General features: G+C 66.6%; 16 protein-coding genes. 10 read left to right on the forward strand and 6 right to left on the reverse strand.

Going from position 1 to position 19,359, the window contains the following annotated elements; all coding sequences use genetic code 11:
* Positions 1–139: 139 nt before the first annotated feature.
* Genes AC3ITM_RS11820 through AC3ITM_RS11830 form a run of 3 tightly spaced genes read left to right on the forward strand, consistent with a single transcriptional unit; the run spans position 140 to position 5,220 of the window.
* Positions 140–769, forward strand: coding sequence for a TetR/AcrR family transcriptional regulator (locus tag AC3ITM_RS11820; protein ID WP_489270096.1), 630 nt, complete (start codon positions 140–142; stop codon positions 767–769).
* The gene (locus AC3ITM_RS11825; protein ID WP_228887128.1) at positions 769–2,031 is read left to right on the forward strand and encodes an efflux RND transporter periplasmic adaptor subunit; all 1,263 of its coding nucleotides are present in this window, start codon (positions 769–771) and stop codon (positions 2,029–2,031) included. Before AC3ITM_RS11820 ends, AC3ITM_RS11825 begins: the two co-directional genes overlap by 1 nt.
* A gap of 15 nt (positions 2,032–2,046) precedes the next feature.
* Entirely contained in the window at positions 2,047–5,220 is a 3,174-nt protein-coding gene (locus AC3ITM_RS11830; protein WP_228887127.1) for a multidrug efflux RND transporter permease subunit, read from the forward strand.
* Between the two features lie 851 nt (positions 5,221–6,071).
* On the opposite strand, the gene AC3ITM_RS11835 is transcribed toward AC3ITM_RS11830, so the two are convergent.
* Positions 6,072–7,220, reverse strand: a complete 1,149-nt coding sequence (locus AC3ITM_RS11835) for an acyl-CoA dehydrogenase family protein (protein ID WP_489265209.1) — start codon at positions 7,218–7,220, stop codon at positions 6,072–6,074.
* A 117-nt stretch (positions 7,221–7,337) separates the two neighbouring features.
* Between AC3ITM_RS11835 and AC3ITM_RS11840 the strand changes: the two genes are divergently transcribed.
* The 3 genes from AC3ITM_RS11840 (at position 7,338) to metH (ending at position 12,125) form a co-directional block, all read left to right on the forward strand.
* The gene (locus AC3ITM_RS11840; protein ID WP_489265211.1) at positions 7,338–8,267 is read left to right on the forward strand and encodes an ArsR/SmtB family transcription factor; all 930 of its coding nucleotides are present in this window, start codon (positions 7,338–7,340) and stop codon (positions 8,265–8,267) included.
* Positions 8,268–8,276: 9 nt separating this feature from the next.
* A complete protein-coding gene (locus AC3ITM_RS11845) occupies positions 8,277–9,374 on the forward strand; it encodes a homocysteine S-methyltransferase family protein (RefSeq protein WP_489265213.1) in 1,098 nt (365 codons plus the stop codon).
* A 66-nt stretch (positions 9,375–9,440) separates the two neighbouring features.
* The gene (metH, locus tag AC3ITM_RS11850; RefSeq protein ID WP_489265215.1) at positions 9,441–12,125 is read left to right on the forward strand and encodes a methionine synthase; all 2,685 of its coding nucleotides are present in this window, start codon (positions 9,441–9,443) and stop codon (positions 12,123–12,125) included.
* A 186-nt stretch (positions 12,126–12,311) separates the two neighbouring features.
* Here metH and AC3ITM_RS11855 read toward each other — a convergent pair whose 3' ends face one another.
* The 5 genes from AC3ITM_RS11855 to AC3ITM_RS11875 form a co-directional block, all read right to left on the reverse strand.
* Positions 12,312–13,013, reverse strand: a complete 702-nt coding sequence (locus AC3ITM_RS11855) for a DUF2058 domain-containing protein (protein ID WP_489265217.1) — start codon at positions 13,011–13,013, stop codon at positions 12,312–12,314.
* A gap of 13 nt (positions 13,014–13,026) precedes the next feature.
* Positions 13,027–13,266 (reverse strand): SlyX family protein, encoded by a 240-nt coding sequence (locus tag AC3ITM_RS11860; RefSeq protein ID WP_489265218.1) that lies wholly within the window; start codon positions 13,264–13,266, stop codon positions 13,027–13,029.
* Positions 13,259–14,608 carry a UDP-glucose dehydrogenase family protein gene (locus AC3ITM_RS11865; protein WP_489265220.1) on the reverse strand — a complete coding sequence of 450 codons (1,350 nt, stop codon included), beginning with the start codon at positions 14,606–14,608 and terminating at the stop codon, positions 13,259–13,261. The genes AC3ITM_RS11860 and AC3ITM_RS11865 overlap by 8 nt, the downstream gene beginning before the upstream one ends.
* A gap of 23 nt (positions 14,609–14,631) precedes the next feature.
* Positions 14,632–15,612, reverse strand: coding sequence for an FKBP-type peptidyl-prolyl cis-trans isomerase (locus tag AC3ITM_RS11870; RefSeq protein WP_489265222.1), 981 nt, complete (start codon positions 15,610–15,612; stop codon positions 14,632–14,634).
* 84 nt (positions 15,613–15,696) lie between these two features.
* Entirely contained in the window at positions 15,697–16,242 is a 546-nt protein-coding gene (locus AC3ITM_RS11875; protein WP_489270097.1) for a glutathione peroxidase, read from the reverse strand.
* A 586-nt stretch (positions 16,243–16,828) separates the two neighbouring features.
* Here AC3ITM_RS11875 and AC3ITM_RS11880 point away from each other — a divergent pair.
* Genes AC3ITM_RS11880 through AC3ITM_RS11895 form a run of 4 tightly spaced genes read left to right on the forward strand, consistent with a single transcriptional unit; the run spans position 16,829 to position 19,345 of the window.
* A complete protein-coding gene (locus AC3ITM_RS11880) occupies positions 16,829–17,083 on the forward strand; it encodes a hypothetical protein (RefSeq protein WP_489265224.1) in 255 nt (84 codons plus the stop codon).
* Between the two features lie 2 nt (positions 17,084–17,085).
* A complete protein-coding gene (locus AC3ITM_RS11885; RefSeq protein WP_019185943.1) occupies positions 17,086–17,448 on the forward strand; it encodes a GntR family transcriptional regulator in 363 nt (120 codons plus the stop codon).
* Positions 17,445–18,320 carry an ABC transporter ATP-binding protein gene (locus tag AC3ITM_RS11890; protein WP_489265226.1) on the forward strand — a complete coding sequence of 292 codons (876 nt, stop codon included), beginning with the start codon at positions 17,445–17,447 and terminating at the stop codon, positions 18,318–18,320. Before AC3ITM_RS11885 ends, AC3ITM_RS11890 begins: the two co-directional genes overlap by 4 nt.
* Positions 18,317–19,345, forward strand: coding sequence for a hypothetical protein (locus AC3ITM_RS11895; RefSeq protein WP_489265228.1), 1,029 nt, complete (start codon positions 18,317–18,319; stop codon positions 19,343–19,345). Before AC3ITM_RS11890 ends, AC3ITM_RS11895 begins: the two co-directional genes overlap by 4 nt.
* The last annotated feature ends 14 nt before the right edge of the window (positions 19,346–19,359 follow it).

A 19,359-nucleotide genomic window follows, 5' to 3' on the forward strand; every position in this document is an offset into this window, starting at 1 on the left:
GCCATGCTCGCCAGCATCGGCCGCTGCGGTTGCAACTTGACGTCGGCCATCACACGCCAGCGAAATGCAAGGCTTCTCCAATTGTGAACTGGACGGTATAGTCCACCCCGTGACTCCCCCACACCCCGCCGCCAGCGCCATGGATGCGCGCGACCAGCGCGTGTTCGACGCCGTGCGCGACCTGTTCGCCACCCAGGGCATGCAGATCAGCATGGACTCGGTGGCCCAGCAGGCCGGCTGCTCCAAGCAGACCCTCTACAGCCGCTACGGCAGCAAACAGGAATTGCTGCGCCGGGTGATGCAACGGCATGTCAGCCGCGCCACCGCCGGCCTGCACAGCCTGGACGAAGGCGACCTGCGCGGCAGCCTGCTGCAGTTCGCCACCGACTACCTGGAGCACAGCAACCAACCCCATGTGATCCAGGCCCGCCGGCTGATCGCCGCCGATTCGGGCCAGTTCCCCCAGGAAGCCCGCGCGCTCTACCGCGACGGCGCCGGGGCGCTACTTATTCACGTTGCTGAATGGATCGATACGCGCTGCGCCCGTGGCCAGTTGCGGCATGACGACCCGCACTTCATGGCCGAACTGCTATTGAGCATGCTGATCGGCCTGGATGTCGAAAAGCAGCGCTTCCATACCCCCCATCGCGCCGACGCCACCGTGCGCCGCCGCTGGGCAGAATTTTCCGTCGACAGCTTCCTGCGCGCGTTCGCCACGCCCGAAGCGGCCCCGGACCCTTCTTCAAACCAACACCGGAGTTTCTCCTGATGATCGCCCCACTCCGCACCCTTGCCCTGACGTGCGCAGTTGCTGTTGCACTGACCGCCTGCAAGAAGCCAGAGCAGCAGATGCCCCCGCCGCCGGAAGTGGGCGTGATCGAAGCCAAACCGCAGACCCTGCCGCTGCAGCGTGAGCTGGTCGGCCGGCTGTCGCCGTTCCGCAGCGCCGATGTGCGCGCCCGGGTACCGGGCGTGCTGCTCAAGCGCGTCTACCAGGAAGGGGCCGATGTCCGCCAGGGCCAGGTCCTGTTCCTGATCGACCCGGCCCCGCTGCGCGCCTCGCTGAACGCCTCGCAGGCCGAACTGGCCTCGGCCCAGGCCACCTACGCCAATGCCAAGGCCGCGGCCAACCGCGCCCGCTCGCTGGCCCCGCAGAAGTTCGTCTCGCGCTCGGACCTGGACAGCGCCGAAGCGGCCGAACGCACCGCTGCGGCGGCCGTCCAGCAGGCCCAGGCCGCCCTGACCAGCGCGAAGATCAACCTCGGCTATGCCGAAGTGACCTCGCCGATCAGCGGCCGCGCCGGCAAGCAGCAGGTTACCGAAGGCGCCCTGGTCGGCCAGGGCGATGTGACCCTGCTGACCACCGTGGACCAGTTGGACCCGCTGTACGTGAACTTCTCGATGAGCGTGGACGAGCTGACCCAGATGCGCGCCGCCCAGGCCAAGGGCCAGCTGGCCCTGAGCGGGGACGGCAAGTCCACCGTGCAGGTCAAGCTGTCCGACGGCAGCGTCTACGACCAGCCGGGCACGCTGGACTTCTCCTCGACCACGGTCGACCCGGCCACCGGCGCGGTCTCGCTGCGCGCGGTGCTGCCCAACCCGCAGCAGATCCTGCTGCCGGGTGCCTTCGTCAGCTTCCAGGCCACCCTGGGCGAGCGCAACAACGCCTTCCTGGTGCCGTTGCAGGCCCTGCAGCGCGACACCGTCGGCGGCTATGTCATGGTGGTCGGCAAGGACGGCAAGGTGGTCCGCAAGAACGTCAAGAGCGAAGGCCAGCAGGGCAGCAACTGGCTGGTCAGCGGTGGACTGGACAACGGCGACCAGGTGATCGTGGCCGGCGTGCAGAAGGTCAAGGAAGGCGCGCCGGCCAAGGCCACCCCGTGGACCCCGGCCGCTGCCAACGGCACCGGCAAGGCCCCCGCCGCGGCAGGCGCCGCCCCGGCCGCGGCGGCCAAGCCTGCCGCCGCGCCGGCCGATGCCGCCGCCGACACGTCCGACGCCGCTCCGGCCGCCGAACCGAACAAGCAATAACGGGAACCCTCGGTCATGCCTAAATTTTTCATTGAACACCCGGTATTCGCCTGGGTGGTCGCGATCCTGATCTCGCTTTCGGGCGTGATTTCGATCCTTGGCCTGGGCGTGGAGTCCTATCCAAGCATCGCACCGCCCCAGGTGACGGTGAGCGCCACCTACCCCGGCGCCAGCGCCGACACCACCGAAAAGTCGGTCACCCAGGTGATCGAGCAGCAGCTGACCGGTATCGATCACCTGCTGTACTTCAACTCGTCCTCGGCCTCCAACGGCCGCGCCAGCATCACCCTGACCTTCGAAACCGGTACCGATCCGGACATCGCCCAGGTCCAGGTGCAGAACAAGGTGTCGCTGGCCACCCCGCGCCTGCCCACCGAAGTGACCCAGCAGGGCGTGGTGGTGGCCAAGGCCAACGCCGGCTTCCTGATGGTGGTGGCGCTGCAGTCCGACAGCGCGGCGATCGACCGCGACGCGCTCAACGACATCGTCGGGTCACGCGTGCTCGACCAGATCTCACGCATCCCCGGCGTGGGCAGCACCCAGCAGTTCGGTTCGGAGTACGCCATGAACATCTGGCTCAATCCGGAGAAGATGCAGGGTTACGGCCTGTCGGCCAGCCAGGTGCTGGCCGCGATCAAGAACCAGAACGTGCAGTTCGCTGCCGGCTCGCTGGGCTCGGACCCGTCCCCGGCCGGGCATTACTTCACCGCCACGGTCTCGGCCGAGGGCCGCTTCAGCTCGCCGCAGGAGTTCGAGAACATCATCCTGCGCGCCAATGCCGACGGTTCGCGGGTGATGCTCAAGGACGTGGCCCGGATCGCCTTCGGCGCCAACAACTACGGCTTTGACACCCAGTACAACGGCAAGCCCACCGGCGCCTTCGCGATCCAGCTGCTGCCCGGCGCCAATGCCCTGAACGTGGCCAACGCGGTCACCGCCAAGATGGACGAGCTGCAGCCCAGCTTCCCGGCCGGGGTGAGCTGGTTCTCGCCGTACGACAGCACCACCTTCGTCAAGATCTCGATCGAGGAAGTGGTCAAGACGCTGATCGAAGCGGTGTTCCTGGTGTTCCTGGTGATGCTGATCTTCCTGCAGAACTTCCGCGCCACCCTGATCCCCACCCTGGTCATCCCGGTGGCGCTGCTCGGCACCTTCCTGGGCATGAGCATCATCGGCTTCACCATCAACCAGCTGACCCTGTTTGCGATGGTGCTGGCGATCGGCATCGTGGTCGATGACGCGATCGTGGTGATCGAGAACGTCGAGCGGATCATGACCGAGGAGAAGCTGCCGCCCAAGGCCGCCACCCAGAAGGCCATGACCCAGATCACCGGTGCGGTGGTGGCCATCACCGTGGTGCTGGCGGCGGTGTTCATTCCCTCGGCCCTGCAGGGCGGCGCGGCCGGTGAGATCTACAAGCAGTTCGCCCTGACCATCGCCATTGCGATGGGGTTCTCGGCGTTCCTGGCGCTGGGCTTCACCCCGGCGCTGTGCGCGACCTTCCTCAAGCCGACCCACAACGACCACCCCAACATCGTCTACCGTACCTTCAACAAGTACTACGACAAGGTCAGCAATACCTACGTGGGCCACATCACCTCGGCGGTGAAGCACGCGCCGCGCTGGATGATCCTGTTCGTGGTGCTCACCGTGCTGTGCGGTTTCCTGTTCACGCGCATGCCCGGCAGCTTCCTGCCCGAGGAAGACCAGGGCTATGCGCTGGCGATCGTGCAGCTGCCGCCGGGCTCGACCAAGGCCCAGACCAACGCCACCTTCGCGCAGATGCGCGGCGTGCTGGAAAAGCAGGATGGCTTCGAAGGCATGCTGCAGGTGGCCGGTTTCAGCTTCGTCGGTTCCGGCGAAAACGTCGGCATGGGCTTCATCCGGCTCAAGCCCTGGGCCGACCGCGACATCACCGTGCCCGAGTTCATCAACAACATGAACGGCGCGTTCTACGGGATCAAGGAAGCCCAGATCTTCGTGGTCAACCTGCCCACCGTGCAGGGCCTGGGCCAGTTCGGCGGCTTTGACATGTGGCTGCAGGACCGCGGCGGTGCCGGCTTCGAGAAACTCACCGAGGCCCGCAACATCCTGCTGGGCAAGGCCGCGCAGGAGAGCGAACTGCTCACCGGCGTGCGCCCCAACGGCCTGGAAAACGCCCCGCAGCTGCAGCTGCACGTGGATCGCGTGCAGGCCCAGACCATGGGCCTGTCGGTGTCGGACGTGTACAGCACCATCCAGCTGATGCTGGCCCCGGTGTACGTCAACGACTTCTTCTATGAAGGCCGCATCAAGCGGGTGACCATGCAGGCCGATGGCCCGTACCGCACCGGTGCCGAGTCGTTGAACAGCTTCTACACGCCCAGCGCGCTGCAGACCAACCCCGACGGTACCCCGGCGATGATTCCGCTGAGCACCGTGGTCAAGTCCGAGTGGGTCTCCGCGCCGCCGTCGCTGAGCCGCTACAACGGCTACTCGGCGATCAACATCGTCGGTTCGCAGGCACCGGGGCGCAGCTCGGGCGAGGCGATGGACGCCATGCAGCGGATCGTCACCGACGACCTGCCGGCCGGCTTCGGCTACGACTGGTCGGGCATGTCCTACCAGGAGATCCTGGCCGGCAACGCGGCCACGCTGCTGCTGGTGTTGTCGATCGTGGTGGTGTTCCTGTGCCTGGCCGCGCTGTATGAGAGCTGGTCGATCCCGGTGGCGGTGCTGCTGGTGGTGCCGCTGGGCGTGCTCGGTGCGCTGGCGTTCTCGCTCGCGCGCGGGCTGCCCAACGACCTGTACTTCAAGATCGGCCTGATCACGGTGATTGGCCTGGCGGCCAAGAACGCGATCCTGATCGTGGAGTTCGCGGTGGAGCAACGCGCGGCGGGCAAGAACCTGCGCGAAGCCACCATCGAGGCCTCGCGCCTGCGCTTCCGCCCGATCCTGATGACCTCGTTCGCCTTCATCATGGGCGTGATCCCGATGGCCATTTCCACCGGCGCCGGTGCCAATGCCCGTCACGCCATCGGTACCGGCGTGATCGGCGGCATGGTGTTTGCCACCTTCCTGGGCCTGCTGATGATCCCGGTGTTCTTCGTGGTGGTGCGGCGCATGCTGGGCGACAAGCTGGACGAGCCGTCCAGGGAGTTCCTGGAACGCCAGAGCGAAGGCAACGCCGCGCACCGTCCGGATCGTTGATCCGGCGGTGATGCGCTGAAGCGAAAGGCCCGGCGCGTTGAACCGACCCGCGGACGTTGGACATCCCTCCAGCCTCCGCGGGTTTTTTTGTGGTTCTTCGCCTATGTGCGGGACTACAGCCGGCCATTGTCGGATGCATTGGCGTTGCTGTTTCCGCTTCGCGGATAACTTTAAAAGCGTTTCGTGCCCCTACGGGGCGCGAGTCACTTTCTTGCTCGTGCAAGAAAGTAACCAAAGAACACGCCCCGTCCGCTCGCCGTCAGGCTACGCCTGCCGGTGCCCTGCGCTTCTCGCGTCGGCAAGGGACGGTGCGGAACTCGCTGCGCTCAGACACCCGCACCTCTTCGCCCTTGCCGCCGCTGCGATGCTCGGCTCGCTCCAAGGGGGAGGTAGATCAAGGTCAATAGCAATAGCAACAGCAACAGCAACAGCAACAGCAACAGCAACAACGGCAACAGCGTCCGACCAGCGCTCGGCCCTACTGCTCCAGTTCCCGGCAACCCCATCAGGGTAGGTCCGACCCATGGTCGGACACGCTTCGCCTCGGCATCACGTTGTCCGAGCGTGGCTCGGACCTACGCTTTCCCATGCGTGCCAGCCAAGTGTGGAGGGTTGGCGCGGATGGGTTGGCGGGACTGTCGAAAACATGGATGTTTTCGCCAAGCCCCCACGGATGGGTTCACGGCGTGTCCCGCCAACCCATCCGCGCCAGCCCCATCAGCGCAAACCTAGATCACGGCCTTTGATCTGAGGCCGTGCTTTGCAGCTGACCTCCCACGCAAATCGTCGAAGAACCCCAAAAAAAGGCCACGACATGCGGTCGTGGCCTCTTCGATTCAACCCAACCAGGTTCAGCGCAACCCGGTCTCGTTGCGCGCGATCACCAGCCGCTGGATCTCCGAGGTACCCTCGTAGATCTCGGTGATCTTGGCATCGCGGAAGTAACGTTCCAGCGGCATTTCCTTGGAATACCCCATGCCGCCGTGGATCTGCACGGCCTGGTGGGTGATCCACATCGCCGCTTCGGACGCGGTCAGCTTGGCGATCGCCGCCTCGTTGCTGAAACGCTTGCCCTGCCCCTTCACCCATGCCGCACGCAGGGTCAGCAGCAAGGCCGCGTCCAGCTTGCACTTCATGTCGGCGATCTTGGCCTGGGTCATCTGGAAGGTGCCGATCGCAGCGCCAAAGGCCTTGCGGTCGCGCACGTACTCCAGGGTCGCCTCATAGGCCGCGCGGGCGATGCCGATCGCCTGCGAGGCGATGCCGATGCGGCCGGCGTCGAGCACGCCCATGGCGATCTTGAAGCCCTCGCCTTCCTTGCCCAGCACGTCCTCGGCAGCAGCCTGGTAGTCCTGGAACTCGATCTCGCAGGTAGCCGAGGCGCGGATGCCCAGCTTCGGCTCGGTCTTGCCGCGGTGGAAGCCGGGCTTGTCGGTGTCGATCATGAACGCGGTGATGCCGCGCGCGCCCTGGTCCGGGTCGGTCATCGCAAACAGCACGATGTACTTGGCTACCGGGCCGGAGGTGATCCAGCTCTTCTTGCCGTTGATCACGAAGCTGCCGTCGGCCTGCTTGACCGCCCGGCAGCGCATCGCCGTGGCGTCCGAACCGGACTGCGGCTCGGTCAGCGCAAAGGCGCCGATCGCCTCGCCCTCGGCAATGGCGCGCACGTACTTCTGCTTCTGCGCCTCGCTGCCATGGGTCAGGATGCCGTTGCAGAACAGCGAGTTGTTCACCGACATGATGGTCGAATGCGCCGCATCGCCGGCGGCCACCTCCACCATCGCCAGCACATAGGCGATCGGGTCCATGCCCGCGCCGCCATACTCGGCCGGCACTTCGATGCCCATCAGGCCGTTTTCGCCCAACAGGCGGATGTTGTCCAGGGGGAACTCGCCGGTCCGGTCATGGTGCTCGGCGCTGGGCGCGATCTTTTCCTGCGCGATGCGCCGCGCGACGTCCTGCAGCATCAGCTGCTCTTCGGTGAAACTGAAATCCACAGCACCCTCCCGGGAAAATGGTGCGGCATTGTACCCAGCGGCGGTGGATCGGGGCTGACTTGACCGCGCCGGGGCCGAGGGACGAAAATATCTCTATATCGCGATAGGTAGATATTTATGGATCTGGAGGACTGGTCGGTCCGGCTGAAGGTATTCGCCGACGCCACCCGTGTGCGCCTGCTCACCTTGCTGGAGCAGGAGGAGCTGACCGTGGCCGAGCTGTCGGCCATCACCACGCTGGCCCAGCCGCGGGTGTCCACCCACCTGGCCCGCCTCAAGGAAGCCGGCCTGGTCCGCGACCGCCGCTCCGGGGTATCGGCCTACTACCGCTTCGACGATGCCGCGCTGGACCCGGCCCAGCGCGCATTGTGGCATGCGCTCAGCACCGGCAGCGACGATCCGTTGCTGCGCCAGGATGCCGAACGGGTGGCCTCGGTACTGGCCAGCCGCGCGGCCGACCAGAACTGGGCCGACAGCGTGGCCGGCGACATGGAGCGCCACTATTCCCCCGGCCGCACCTGGGAGGCGCTGGCGCGCACCGCGCTGCCGCTGCTGGAAACCGGCGACGTGCTCGACATCGCCTCCGGCGACGGCGTACTGGCCGAACTGGTCGCCCCGCATGCCAAACGCTATATCTGCATCGACACCAGCGCGCGCGTGGTGGCTGCCGCCAGCGAACGCCTGCGCCGGCTGGCCAATGTGGAAGTGCGCGAAGGCGACATGCACGCCCTGCCGTTCAAGGACCGCAGTTTCGACCTGGTGGTACTGATGCACGCCCTGACCTATGCCGCCAAACCGGCCCAGGCCGTCGCCGAAGGCGCGCGCGTGCTGCGCCCGGGCGGCCGCCTGCTGCTGTGCAGCCTGGCCCGCCACGAGCACAAGGCAGCGGTGGAGGCCTATGGCCACGTCAACCTGGGCTTCAGCGACAAGGAACTGCGCAAGTTCGCCGAGAAGGCCGGTCTGGTCGTCTCCAACCTGGAAACGGTGACCCGCGAAAAGCGCCCGCCGCATTTCGAAGTCATTTCGCTGATCGCCAGCAAGCCCTGAGGCCCGCCCATGTCATCCCTGCCCTGGCTGCACCCCGAACGCGTCCACGCCCTGCAACAGGCCCTGGCCCAGCGCATCCTGATCATCGATGGCGCCATGGGCACCATGATCCAGCGCCACGGGCTGGAAGAAGAGGATTACCGCGGCCAGCGTTTCGCCGACGGCTACGACCATGCCCATGGCCCGGGCTGCGCGCATGACGGGCCGGCCCCGGAAGGCCACGACCTCAAGGGCAACAACGACCTGCTGCTGCTCAGCAAGCCCGAGGTGATCGCCGGCATCCATACTGCCTACCTGCAGGCCGGCGCGGACCTGGTGGAAACCAATACCTTCAACGCAACCTCGGTCAGCCAGGCCGACTACCATCTCGAGCACCTGGTCTATGAGCTCAACAAGGCCGGTGCCGCGGTGGCGCGCGCCTGCTGCGATGCGGTGGCCGCCACCACCCCGGGCAAGCCGCGCTTTGTGATCGGCGTGCTCGGCCCGACCAGCCGCACCGCATCGATCAGCCCGGACGTGAACGACCCGGGGTTCCGCAACACCAGCTTCGATGCGCTGCGCGAGACCTACCGCGAAGCCATCGACGGCCTGATCGACGGCGGCGCCGATACCCTCATGGTCGAGACCATCTTCGACACGCTCAACGCCAAGGCCGCGCTGTTCGCGATCGAAGAAGCCTTCGACGACCGCGGCGCGCGCCTGCCGATCATGATCTCCGGCACCATCACCGACGCGTCCGGCCGCACCCTGTCCGGGCAGACCGCCGAGGCCTTCTACGCCTCGGTGGCGCACAGCCGCCCGCTGTCGGTGGGGCTGAACTGCGCGCTGGGCGCCACCGACATGCGCCCGCACGTGGAAACCCTGTCCACCGTGGCCGACTGCCTGGTCAGCGCCCACCCCAACGCCGGCCTGCCCAATGCGTTCGGCGAGTACGACGAAACCCCCGACGAAATGGCCACCACCCTGCGCGAGTTCGCCCAAGCCGGCCTGCTCAACCTGGTCGGCGGCTGCTGCGGCACCACCCCGGCGCATATCCAGGCCATCGCCGAGGCGGTGGCCGGCCTGCCGCCACGCGCCCTGCCCGACCGGCTCGAGGATGCCGCCTGAGCCACGGCGCCCCTGCCCCACCCCGTTGTTGTTGACCCTCCCTTGCCAGACCGTGCCCGCCTGCCCATGACGCCTTCCCGCCACACCCGCCTGTCCGGCCTTGAGCCACTGGTGATCACGCCGAACCTGCTGTTCGTCAACATCGGCGAGCGCACCAACGTCACCGGCAGTGCGCAGTTCCGCAAGCTGGTCAAGGAAGAACGCTACGAGGAAGCGGTCGAAGTGGCGCGCCAGCAGGTCGCCAGCGGCGCGCAGATCCTCGACGTCAACATGGACGAGGGCCTGATCGATTCGGAAAAGGCGATGACGCGCTACCTGAACCTGATCATGTCCGAACCGGACATCGCGCGCATCCCGGTGATGGTCGATTCGTCCAAGTGGAGCGTGATCGAGGCCGGCTTGAAGTGCCTGCAGGGCAAGAGCGTGGTCAACTCCATCTCGCTCAAGGAAGGCGAGGCGCAGTTCATCGAGCACGCGCGCAAGGTGCTGCGTTACGGTGCCGCGGCGGTGGTGATGGCCTTCGACGAGGATGGCCAGGCCGACACCTGCGCGCGCAAGGTGGAAATCTGCACCCGCGCCTACAACATCCTGGTCGATCAGGTCGGCTTCCCCCCGCAGGACATCATCTTCGACCCGAACATCTTCGCCGTGGCCACCGGCATCGAAGAGCACGACAACTATGCGGTGGACTTCATCGAAGCCACCCGCATCATCAAGCGCACCCTGCCGCACTGCCACGTCTCCGGCGGCGTCTCCAACGTGTCGTTCTCCTTCCGCGGCAACGAAACGGTGCGCCAGGCGATCCATTCGGTGTTCCTGTACCACGCCATCGCCGCCGGCATGGACATGGGCATCGTCAACGCCGGTGCGATGCCGATCTACGACGAGCTGGACCCGGAGCTGCGCGAGCGGGTGGAGGATGTGATCCTCAACCGCCGCAGCGACGGCACCGAACGCCTGCTGGAGATCGCCGAACGCTACAAGGGCAAGAAGGGCGAGGTGCGCAGCGAAGACCTGGCCTGGCGTGACAAGCCGGTCAACGACCGCCTGGCGCATGCGCTGGTGCACGGCATGGACGCCTGGGTCGAGCAGGACACCGAGGAAGCGCGGGCGCGCTCGACCCGACCGCTGGACGTGATCGAGGGGCCGCTGATGGACGGCATGAACATCGTCGGCGACCTGTTCGGCGCCGGCAAGATGTTCCTGCCGCAGGTGGTCAAGTCGGCCCGCGTGATGAAAAAGGCGGTGGCCTACCTGCTGCCCTGGATCGAAGCGGAAAAGGCCCGCAGCGGCGACACCGCCAAGAGCAACGGCAAGATCATCATGGCCACGGTCAAGGGCGATGTGCACGACATCGGCAAGAACATCGTGGGCGTGGTCCTGGCCTGCAACAATTTCGAGGTGATCGACCTGGGCGTGATGGTGCCGGCGCAGAAGATCCTGGATGCCGCGCGCGCCGAGAACGCCGACATCATCGGGCTGTCCGGGTTGATCACCCCCTCGCTGGAGGAAATGAGCCATGTCGCCCGCGAGATGCAGCGCCAGGGCTTCACCATGCCGTTGATGATCGGCGGGGCGACCACCTCGCGCGCGCATACCGCGCTGAAGATCGACCCGCATTACAAGGCGCCCACGGTATGGGTCAAGGATGCCTCGCGCGCGGTCGGCGTGGCCCAGTCGCTGATCTCCAGCGAGCTGCGCGGGCCGTTCGTGGCCGCCAACGAAGCCGACTACGCCGACATCCGCCAGCGCCACCGCAACCGCGGCGACGCCAAGCGCCTGGTCACCCTGGCCAAGGCCCGCGCGCAGCGTTTCGACGGCGACTGGGCCCACTACCAGCCGCCGGCCCCGCGCAAGCCCGGCCTGCATGTGCTGGACGACTACCCGCTGGCCGACCTGGTCGAGGTGATCGACTGGACCCCGTTCTTCCAGGCCTGGGAACTGGCCGGCAAGTACCCGGCGATCCTCACCGACGAAATCGTCGGCCCGCAGGCCACCGAGCTGTACCGCGACGCGTGCGCGATGCTGGCGCGCATCGTCGAGGAGAAGTGGCTGACCGCCAAGGCGGTGTTCGGGCTGTGGCCGGCCAACAGCGTCGGCGATGACGTGCACCTGAGCACCGATGCCGGCCCGGCGGTGCTGCACTTCCTGCGCCAGCAGGTGGACAAGCCGGTCGAGCGCCCGGACTTCTGCCTAGCCGACTTCATCGCCCCGGCCAGCAGCGGCCGACAGGACTGGATCGGCGCCTTCGCGGTCACCGCCGGGATCGGCATCGACGCGCACGTGGCGCGCTTCGAGGCCGACCACGACGACTACAACGCGATCCTGCTCAAGGCACTGGCCGACCGCTTCGCCGAAGCCCTGGCCGAACGCCTGCACCAGCACGTGCGCACCGATTACTGGGGCTACCAGCCTGACGAGGCGCTGGACAACGAATCGCTGATCGCCGAAAAGTACAGCGGTATCCGCCCTGCCCCCGGCTACCCGGCCTGCCCCGAGCACAGCGAGAAGGCCACGCTGTTCACGCTGCTGGATGCCGAGCGCAACGCCGACATGCAGCTGACCGAGAGCTTTGCCATGCTGCCGACCGCGGCGGTGTCTGGGTATTACTTCAGCCACCCGCGCAGCCAGTACTTCGTGGTCGGCCGGGTCACCCGCGAGCAGGTCAGCGACTATGCCAAGCGCAAGGGCGTGGACCGCGCCCAGGTCGAACGCTGGCTGGCTTCCAACCTGGATTACGATCCCGAATAATCCCCCTCGACCAACGGTCGAGGGCTACCGTCGTTCGGTCGGGGGCTGCCAGCGCCGGTAGGTACCGACCGTTGGTCGGTACCGGTATGCGCGCGGACGTCGCATTGCCCGAACGCGCCCTGCCCGGGCCGCACCAATGCAAAGGGCGCCTGATGGCGCCCTTTGCATTGGTGCATGTTGCCGTGGTTACCAGACCAGGTCGTCGGGCACCTGGTAGGCCGGATCGGCGTACGGGTCTTCTTCCACCGTCGCGTTGGGATCCACGCGCAATGCCACCGATGGGGCGAACACCGCCTCGGCTTCGTCCAGCACCGCGGCGGTCACCAGCAGGTAGCGGCCATTCTGCTGCAGCACGCCCAGTTCGCCGGCGTTGAGCGCCTTGAGCTGGTCGGAGGTGACGTAGATGCGCTTGATCTTGCCGCCATAATTGAAGTGGCGGGCAATCTCGGCCGCCGCATCGTTCAGGCCCTTGCCTTCCAGCAGCACGTCCAGCCTGGCCTTGGCTTCGCGGCGCAGGCGCGCCTCTTCCTGCTTCAGGCGCTCGGCCTCGATGCGATCGTCCTTTTCCTTCTGCGCGCGGATCGCATAGGCCTTGGCCAGGTCGATATCCTCGCGCGAGCGCGGCTTGCCCTGGCCGGGCGCCTGGCCCTGGGGACGGGCACCACCGGGGCGGCCACCGCCCGGGCGGCCCTTGCCGGGCCCGGCGCGACGGTTGTCGCCATCGCGCGGCGGGCGCGGGCCATCGCCGGCCCTGGCCGGCGTACGCGCGCCCTGGGGTTTGGGGGGATTGCCCGGCCGGCCATCGCGGCGGGCATCGGGTTTGCGTTCGGGCTTGGGCGCGGACTTGAAGCCCAGGCCCAGCAGCTGGTCGCGGAGGGTATCGCTCATGACGTCGGATCGATCAGTAGTGCGGGGGCGGTGGTTCTTCGCCCGAATCGGAATACAGCGCATTGCGGACCTTGCCCAGGTCCTCCAGCAACAGGCGCGTCAGGTCAGCATTGCGGCTGCCCTCGATGCGCGCATCGGCCAAGGCTTCGCTGAGCTCGGCCAAGGCCTGTTCCTGGAAGGACACGCGCATTTCCAGCTCGACCAGGCGCGCTTCCAGCGCCTGCTCACGCGGTGTGGGGGTGGAATCATGCATGCAACGAACGTCCCCGGCCAATGCCGTAGTAGGCCACGCCCGCCGCTTCGATTTCCTGCGGGTCGTACAGATTGCGGCCGTCAAACACGACCGCGTCGGTGAGCGTTTCACGCAGGCGGACGAAATCCGGGCTGCGGAACTGCTTCCATTCGGTGACCACGACCAGCGCATCGGCGCCGTCCAGCGCCTCATAGGCGTTGTCGCAGAACACCAGATCCTCGCGCTCGCCGAAAATACGGCGGGCTTCTTCGGTCGCTTCCGGGTCGTAGGCGCGCACGCGCGCACCGCCTTCCCACAGCTGCGCCAGCAGGCGCCGGCTGGAGGCCTCGCGCATGTCGTCGGTATTGGGCTTGAAGGCCAGGCCCCAGACCGCGAAGGTCTTGCCGCGCACGCCTTCATCCTCGCCACGGTCGTAGTGGCGCTGGATCAGCTGGTACAGATGGCCCTTCTGGGCATCGTTGACCGCTTCGACCGCATTCAACAGCCTGGGCTCGTGGCCGTGCTGCTGCGCGGTGCGGGCCAGGGCCTGCACGTCCTTGGGGAAGCACGAGCCGCCGTAGCCGGCGCCGGGATAGATGAAGTGCCAGCCGATGCGCGGATCCGAGCCGATGCCCTGGCGGACCTGCTCGATGTCGGCACCGACCTTCTCGGCGATGTTGGCGATTTCGTTCATGAACGAAATCTTGGTGGCCAGCATCGCGTTGGCGGCGTACTTGGTCAGCTCGGCCGAACGCACGTCCATTTCCACCACGCGGTCGTGGTTGCGGTTGAACGGCGCGTACAGGCGGCGCATCAACGCCACCGAATCGGGGTTGGAGGCGCCCACCACGATGCGGTCCGGCCGCATGCAGTCGGCGACCGCGTCGCCCTCCTTGAGGAATTCCGGGTTGGAGACCACGTCGAAGGCGATCTCCTCCCCGCGCGCGGCCAATGCCTCGGCAATGGCGGCACGCACCTTGTCGGCCGTGCCCACCGGCACGGTCGACTTGTTGACCACCACAGTCGGCACGCGCATGTGCGTGCCGATCGTGCGGGCCACCGCCAGCACGTACTGCAGGTCGGCACTGCCGTCCTCGTCCGGTGGCGTGCCCACGGCGATGAAGATCACCTGGCCGTGGGTGATCGCCGCGGCCGCATCGCTGGTGAAGGTCAACCGCGACGCAGCGTGGTTGGCCTTGACCATCGGCTCCAGGCCGGGCTCATAGATCGGGATGACACCACGGTTCAGGCCGTCGACCTTGGCCTGGTCGATGTCCACGCAGATCACCTGGTGGCCGACATCGGCCAGGCAGGTGCCGGTGACAAGACCGACATAGCCGGTACCAAAAATCGCTACACGCATGGCCGTGGTGGCTCCAGAGTCCGTTACGGAAGAACGTTCAGCAGTTCAACGTCGAAGGTCAACGTCGCGTTCGGACCGATCGGACCACCCGGGGTGCCCTGCTCGCCATAGGCCAGCTCGCCGGGGATCCAGAAGCGGTACTTGGAACCGGTCGGCATCAGCGACACGCCTTCGGACCAGCCCTTGATCACCTGGTCCAGGCCGAACTCGATCGGCTGGCCACGCTGGTAGCTGCTGTCGAACACGGTGCCGTCCAGCAGCTTGCCTTCGTAGTTGACGCGGACCTTGCTGGTCGGCAGCGGACGCTCGCCGTTGCCCGGGCGCAGCACCTGGTACTGCAGGCCCGACGGGGTGGTGACCACGCCCGGCACGGTCTTGTTCTTGGCCATGAACGCATTGCCGGCTTCACGGTTCTTGCCGCCCTGCGCGGCCGCATCGGCCTGGGCCTGGGCCTGCTTGGCCGACATGAAGCCTTCCAGCGTGGCCTTGGCCTGCTCGGCGGTCATCTTCGGGGTGCCCTTGTTGAAGGTGGTGCCGACCGCGTCGAACAGCGCGTCCAGGTCCAGGTCTTCCTTCATCGGCGCCAGCGACGGGCCGACCGCGTAGCTGCCCAGCATCAGGCCGACCTTTTCACGGTCCACCTTCGGCGCCGGGGTACCCGGGGCCATGCCCGGCACCGGCTGGCCGCTCTTGACCATCATCGCCTGGCGCAGCGCGGCGTCGGTCTTCTGTGCCTCTTCCTGGCTGATCAGCGGCGGCTTGCCGGCGAAGGCATTGGTCACGCCACGGCGCAACGCCGCCAGGTCGATCTCGCTGGAGATCGGGGCGAACGAGTTGGCCACATCGATGCCGATGGCGTAGCCGAGCTTTTCCCGTTGGGAGTTCAAAGCAGAAGTCTCCTTGGCAGCCGCACCTGCGGCCGGTTGTTGCGACATCACGGTACCGGTGGCACCCATCGCCAGAATCAGAACCGACGCCGCGGCGCCGCGCATTCCCATCTTCATTCGCTGCATTCCTGGAAGTGACTGGACGCCGACGTCGGCGCGAAAGCGATCATTGTCGCACGCACGTGCGAGATGTCGAGAACGTCAGCGCTTGGGCGCGGGTTTGGACAGCTCGCGTTCGAGCGCAGCCAGCAGCCCGGCATCATCGGGCGTGGTCTTGCTCGGGTACTGCGCCACCACCCGTCCGTCGCGGGCGATCAGATACTTGTGGAAGTTCCAGCCCGGCGCCACCCCGGTGGCGGCGGCCAGGCGCTGGTACAGCGGCGTGGCCGCCGGCCCGGTGACCTGCACCTTCTGGAACATCGGGAACTTGACCCCGTAGGTGAGCGTGCAGAACTCCTGGATCTGGGCTTCATCGCCCGGCTCCTGGCCCTTGAAATCATTGGAGGGGAAGCCCAGCACCGAAAAGCCGCGCGCGGCGTACTTTTTCTGCAACGCCTCCAGACCCTCGTACTGCGGGGTGAAGCCGCACTTGCTGGCGGTATTGACCACCAGCAGCACCTTGCCGCCGTACTGTTTCTGCAGGTTGACCTCGCCCTTGCCGGCCAGTGGCCGGTAGCTCAGGTCCAGCAGGCCGGCAGCCTGGGCACCGGTGGCGGCCAGCAGCCCGCACGCCAGCAGCAGCGCCATCCCACCGCGCACGCGCCAGGCGCCGGGCAGGGAAAGCAGGGAACGGATCTGGGGCATCGCAACACTCCGGCAGGGTTCGGGAAAGGAGACGGCAATGGCCCGGAACCGCGAAAAAACCGCCCTGGCCGGGCCATTGCGGACTATATCACCGGGCCTTTTACCGCCGCGTGCGCGGCGCGGCCGGCCGTTACCGGGCGTGGATGGGATGCGCAAGACGGCGGCGGCCCTGCTGTGACGGTTTCAACCGCCGCGGCGCTGCAGCGTCCGACCCGGATTCGGACCTCCCCCGACAGGCGCCGCAGGGCCGGCTTTGCCGACGATGACGGCCTTGGCCAACGTGGATTCGGCGCCTCGCTTATCTGCTGAATGGGCACACGGCGTCTCATACCATTGATGTGGCTGAACGTAAGCAGACGCCAGCCCGCCCCGAAAAATCCAATTGATCGTTTTTAAATCAATGGCTTGCAACTCAATCCCAGCACCTTGTCACCCCCCTGCCATCAGTTGGGGTCGGTCATCGCTTGCACTCCGGCGTGCCGGTGTTATAGTTGCATACAACACCAGTCACCTGATGCAGGGGAAGCCCATGAACCGCATGCGCCGCCGCCGAACCACCCACGCTGTTTCCGCCGCTTCGGCACTGCTGCTGCTCGCTTGGTTCGGCACCCCCGACGGTGATGCCGGCGGCGCCGCCGCCGGCAGTGCGTTGCCCGGCCCGCAGGACGCAGGCGTGATCCAGGCAGGGACCGCCGACGACACCCCCGCCCGCCCCCGCCGGCTGCACAGCTCCCTGTCCATGCCTTACTTCTCGTTCGCACAGTCGCTGAACCCACGGAGCTGACCATGAGCGATATTCAATGGAGCGATGGTGCTCCGATCTACCGTCAGTTGAAGGAACGCGTGATCGCCATGATGCTTGACGGCATCATCAAGCCCGGCGACGCCCTGCCTTCGGTCCGACAGGTAGCCGCCGAGTACCAGCTCAACCCCATCACCGTATCGCGTGCCTACCAGGAACTGGCCGATGAAGGCCTGGTCGAGAAACGCCGCGGGCTGGGCATGTTCATGACCGAGGAAGCGGCCACGCAGCTGCGCAGCAGCGAGCGCGACCGGTTCCTCAATGAAGAATGGCCGCTGGTGCTGGAACGTATCCAGCGCCTGGGCCTGAACCTCGACGAATTGCTGCCCCAGGGGAAATCCTCATGAATGCCGTTGCAAGTGATGTCGTCATTTCCGCCCGCGGCCTGCGCAAGGCCTACAAACAGACCGTGGCGCTGGACAACACCAACTTCACCATCGCCCCGGGCCGCATCACCGGCCTGATCGGCCCCAACGGCGCCGGCAAGACCACCCTGCTCAAGGCCCTGCTCGGCCTGACCACGGTGGAAGGCGAGCTGCAGGTGCTCGGGCTGGACCCGGCCGTGCAGCGCAACGCGCTGATGAACGAGGTCTGTTTCATCGCCGACGTAGCCGTGCTGCCGCGCTGGATGAAGGTGCGCGAGGCGATCGATTTCGTCGCCGGGGTGCACCCGCGCTTCGACCGCGCCCGCTGCGAGCGCTTCCTGGCCTCCACCAAACTGCAGCCCAGGCAGCGCGTGCGCGAGCTGTCCAAGGGCATGATCGTGCAGCTGCACCTGGCCCTGGTGATGGCCATCGATGCCAAGGTGCTGGTGCTGGACGAGCCGACCCTGGGCCTGGACATCCTGTACCGCAAGGAGTTCTACCAGCGCCTGCTGGAAGACTACTTCGACGAACAGAAGACCATCATCGTCACCACCCACCAGGTGGAAGAGATCGAACACATCCTCACCGATGTGATGTTCATCCGCGATGGCCGCATCGTGCTCACCACCGACATGGAAGACATCGGCGAGCGCTACAGCGAAGTGCTGGTGTCGGCCGATACGCTGGAGGCGGCACGCGCGCTCAAGCCGATCGACGAACGCGCGCTGCCGTTCGGCAAGACCGTGCTGCTGTTCGATGGGGTGCCACGCGCCCAGCTCACGCCCCTGGGCGAAATCCGCAGCCCGGGGCTGGCGGATCTGTTCGTGGCCATCATGAAGGGAACCTACGCATGAACACCGTCCACCACCCCATCAGCAAGGCCAGTACCTTCAAGTGGATGCTCAAGCGCGAGTACTGGGAGAACCGCGGCGGGTTCCTGTACGCCCCGCTGATCGCCGGCGCGATCTCGCTGGTGATGAGCCTGGTCGGCATCCTGTTCGGGCTGCTGGCCATGCACCGCGCCGCCAAGAGCGGCGGCCTGGTGCTGGACGATGAAAACGTCAGCGTCAACGGCCTGGACCTGGCGCTGCTGACCAGCAAGCTGGACGCCAAGAACATGCACGACCTGGCCAACGGGCTGGACCTGACCCTGGTGCTGAGTTCGCTGTGGCCGTTCATCGTGCTGGCCTTCGTGGTGTTCTTCTACTGCCTGGGCGCGCTGTACGACGACCGCCGCGACCGCAGCATCCTGTTCTGGAAATCGCTGCCGCTGTCGGACACCCAGACCGTGCTGTCCAAGGCACTCAGCGCGCTGCTGGTGGCGCCGCTGGTGGCAGTGGCCGCCTCGATCGTGACCATGTTCGGCTTCCTGCTGATCATCACGGTGGTGGTGCTGGCCCATGGCGGCGATGCGATGACCCTGGTATGGGGCCCGGCCAGCCCGCTGAACATCGTGGCCGGCCACCTGTCCTGGATCCCGGTGTACCTGCTGTGGGCGCTGCCGACCGTGGGCTGGCTGCTGCTGTGCTCGGCCTGGGCCAGGACCAAGCCGTTCCTGTGGGCGGTGATGCTGCCGCTGTTTGCCGGCATCATCGTCAGCACCACGCACCTGATGAGTGCCTTCGACCTGACCAGTGGCTGGTTCTGGAAGCACATCGTCGGCCGCCTGCTGCTGGGCACCCTGCCGGGCAGCGACATGCTCTACCGCACCGACCAGCTGCGTGCGCTGATCGGCGACCGCGACGACCTGGTCGCCGCGCTGGCCCCGTCCAACCAGCTGGCCGCGCTGAGCCTGCCGGAAGTGTGGATCGGTGCCGCCGCCGGCGTGGTGTTCATCGTCCTCGCCATCCGCCTGCGCCGCCGCGCCGGCGAAATCTGACCGCCCTCCAAGGA

The sequence above is a fragment of the Stenotrophomonas sp. KH_029 genome, from assembly GCF_057839765.1.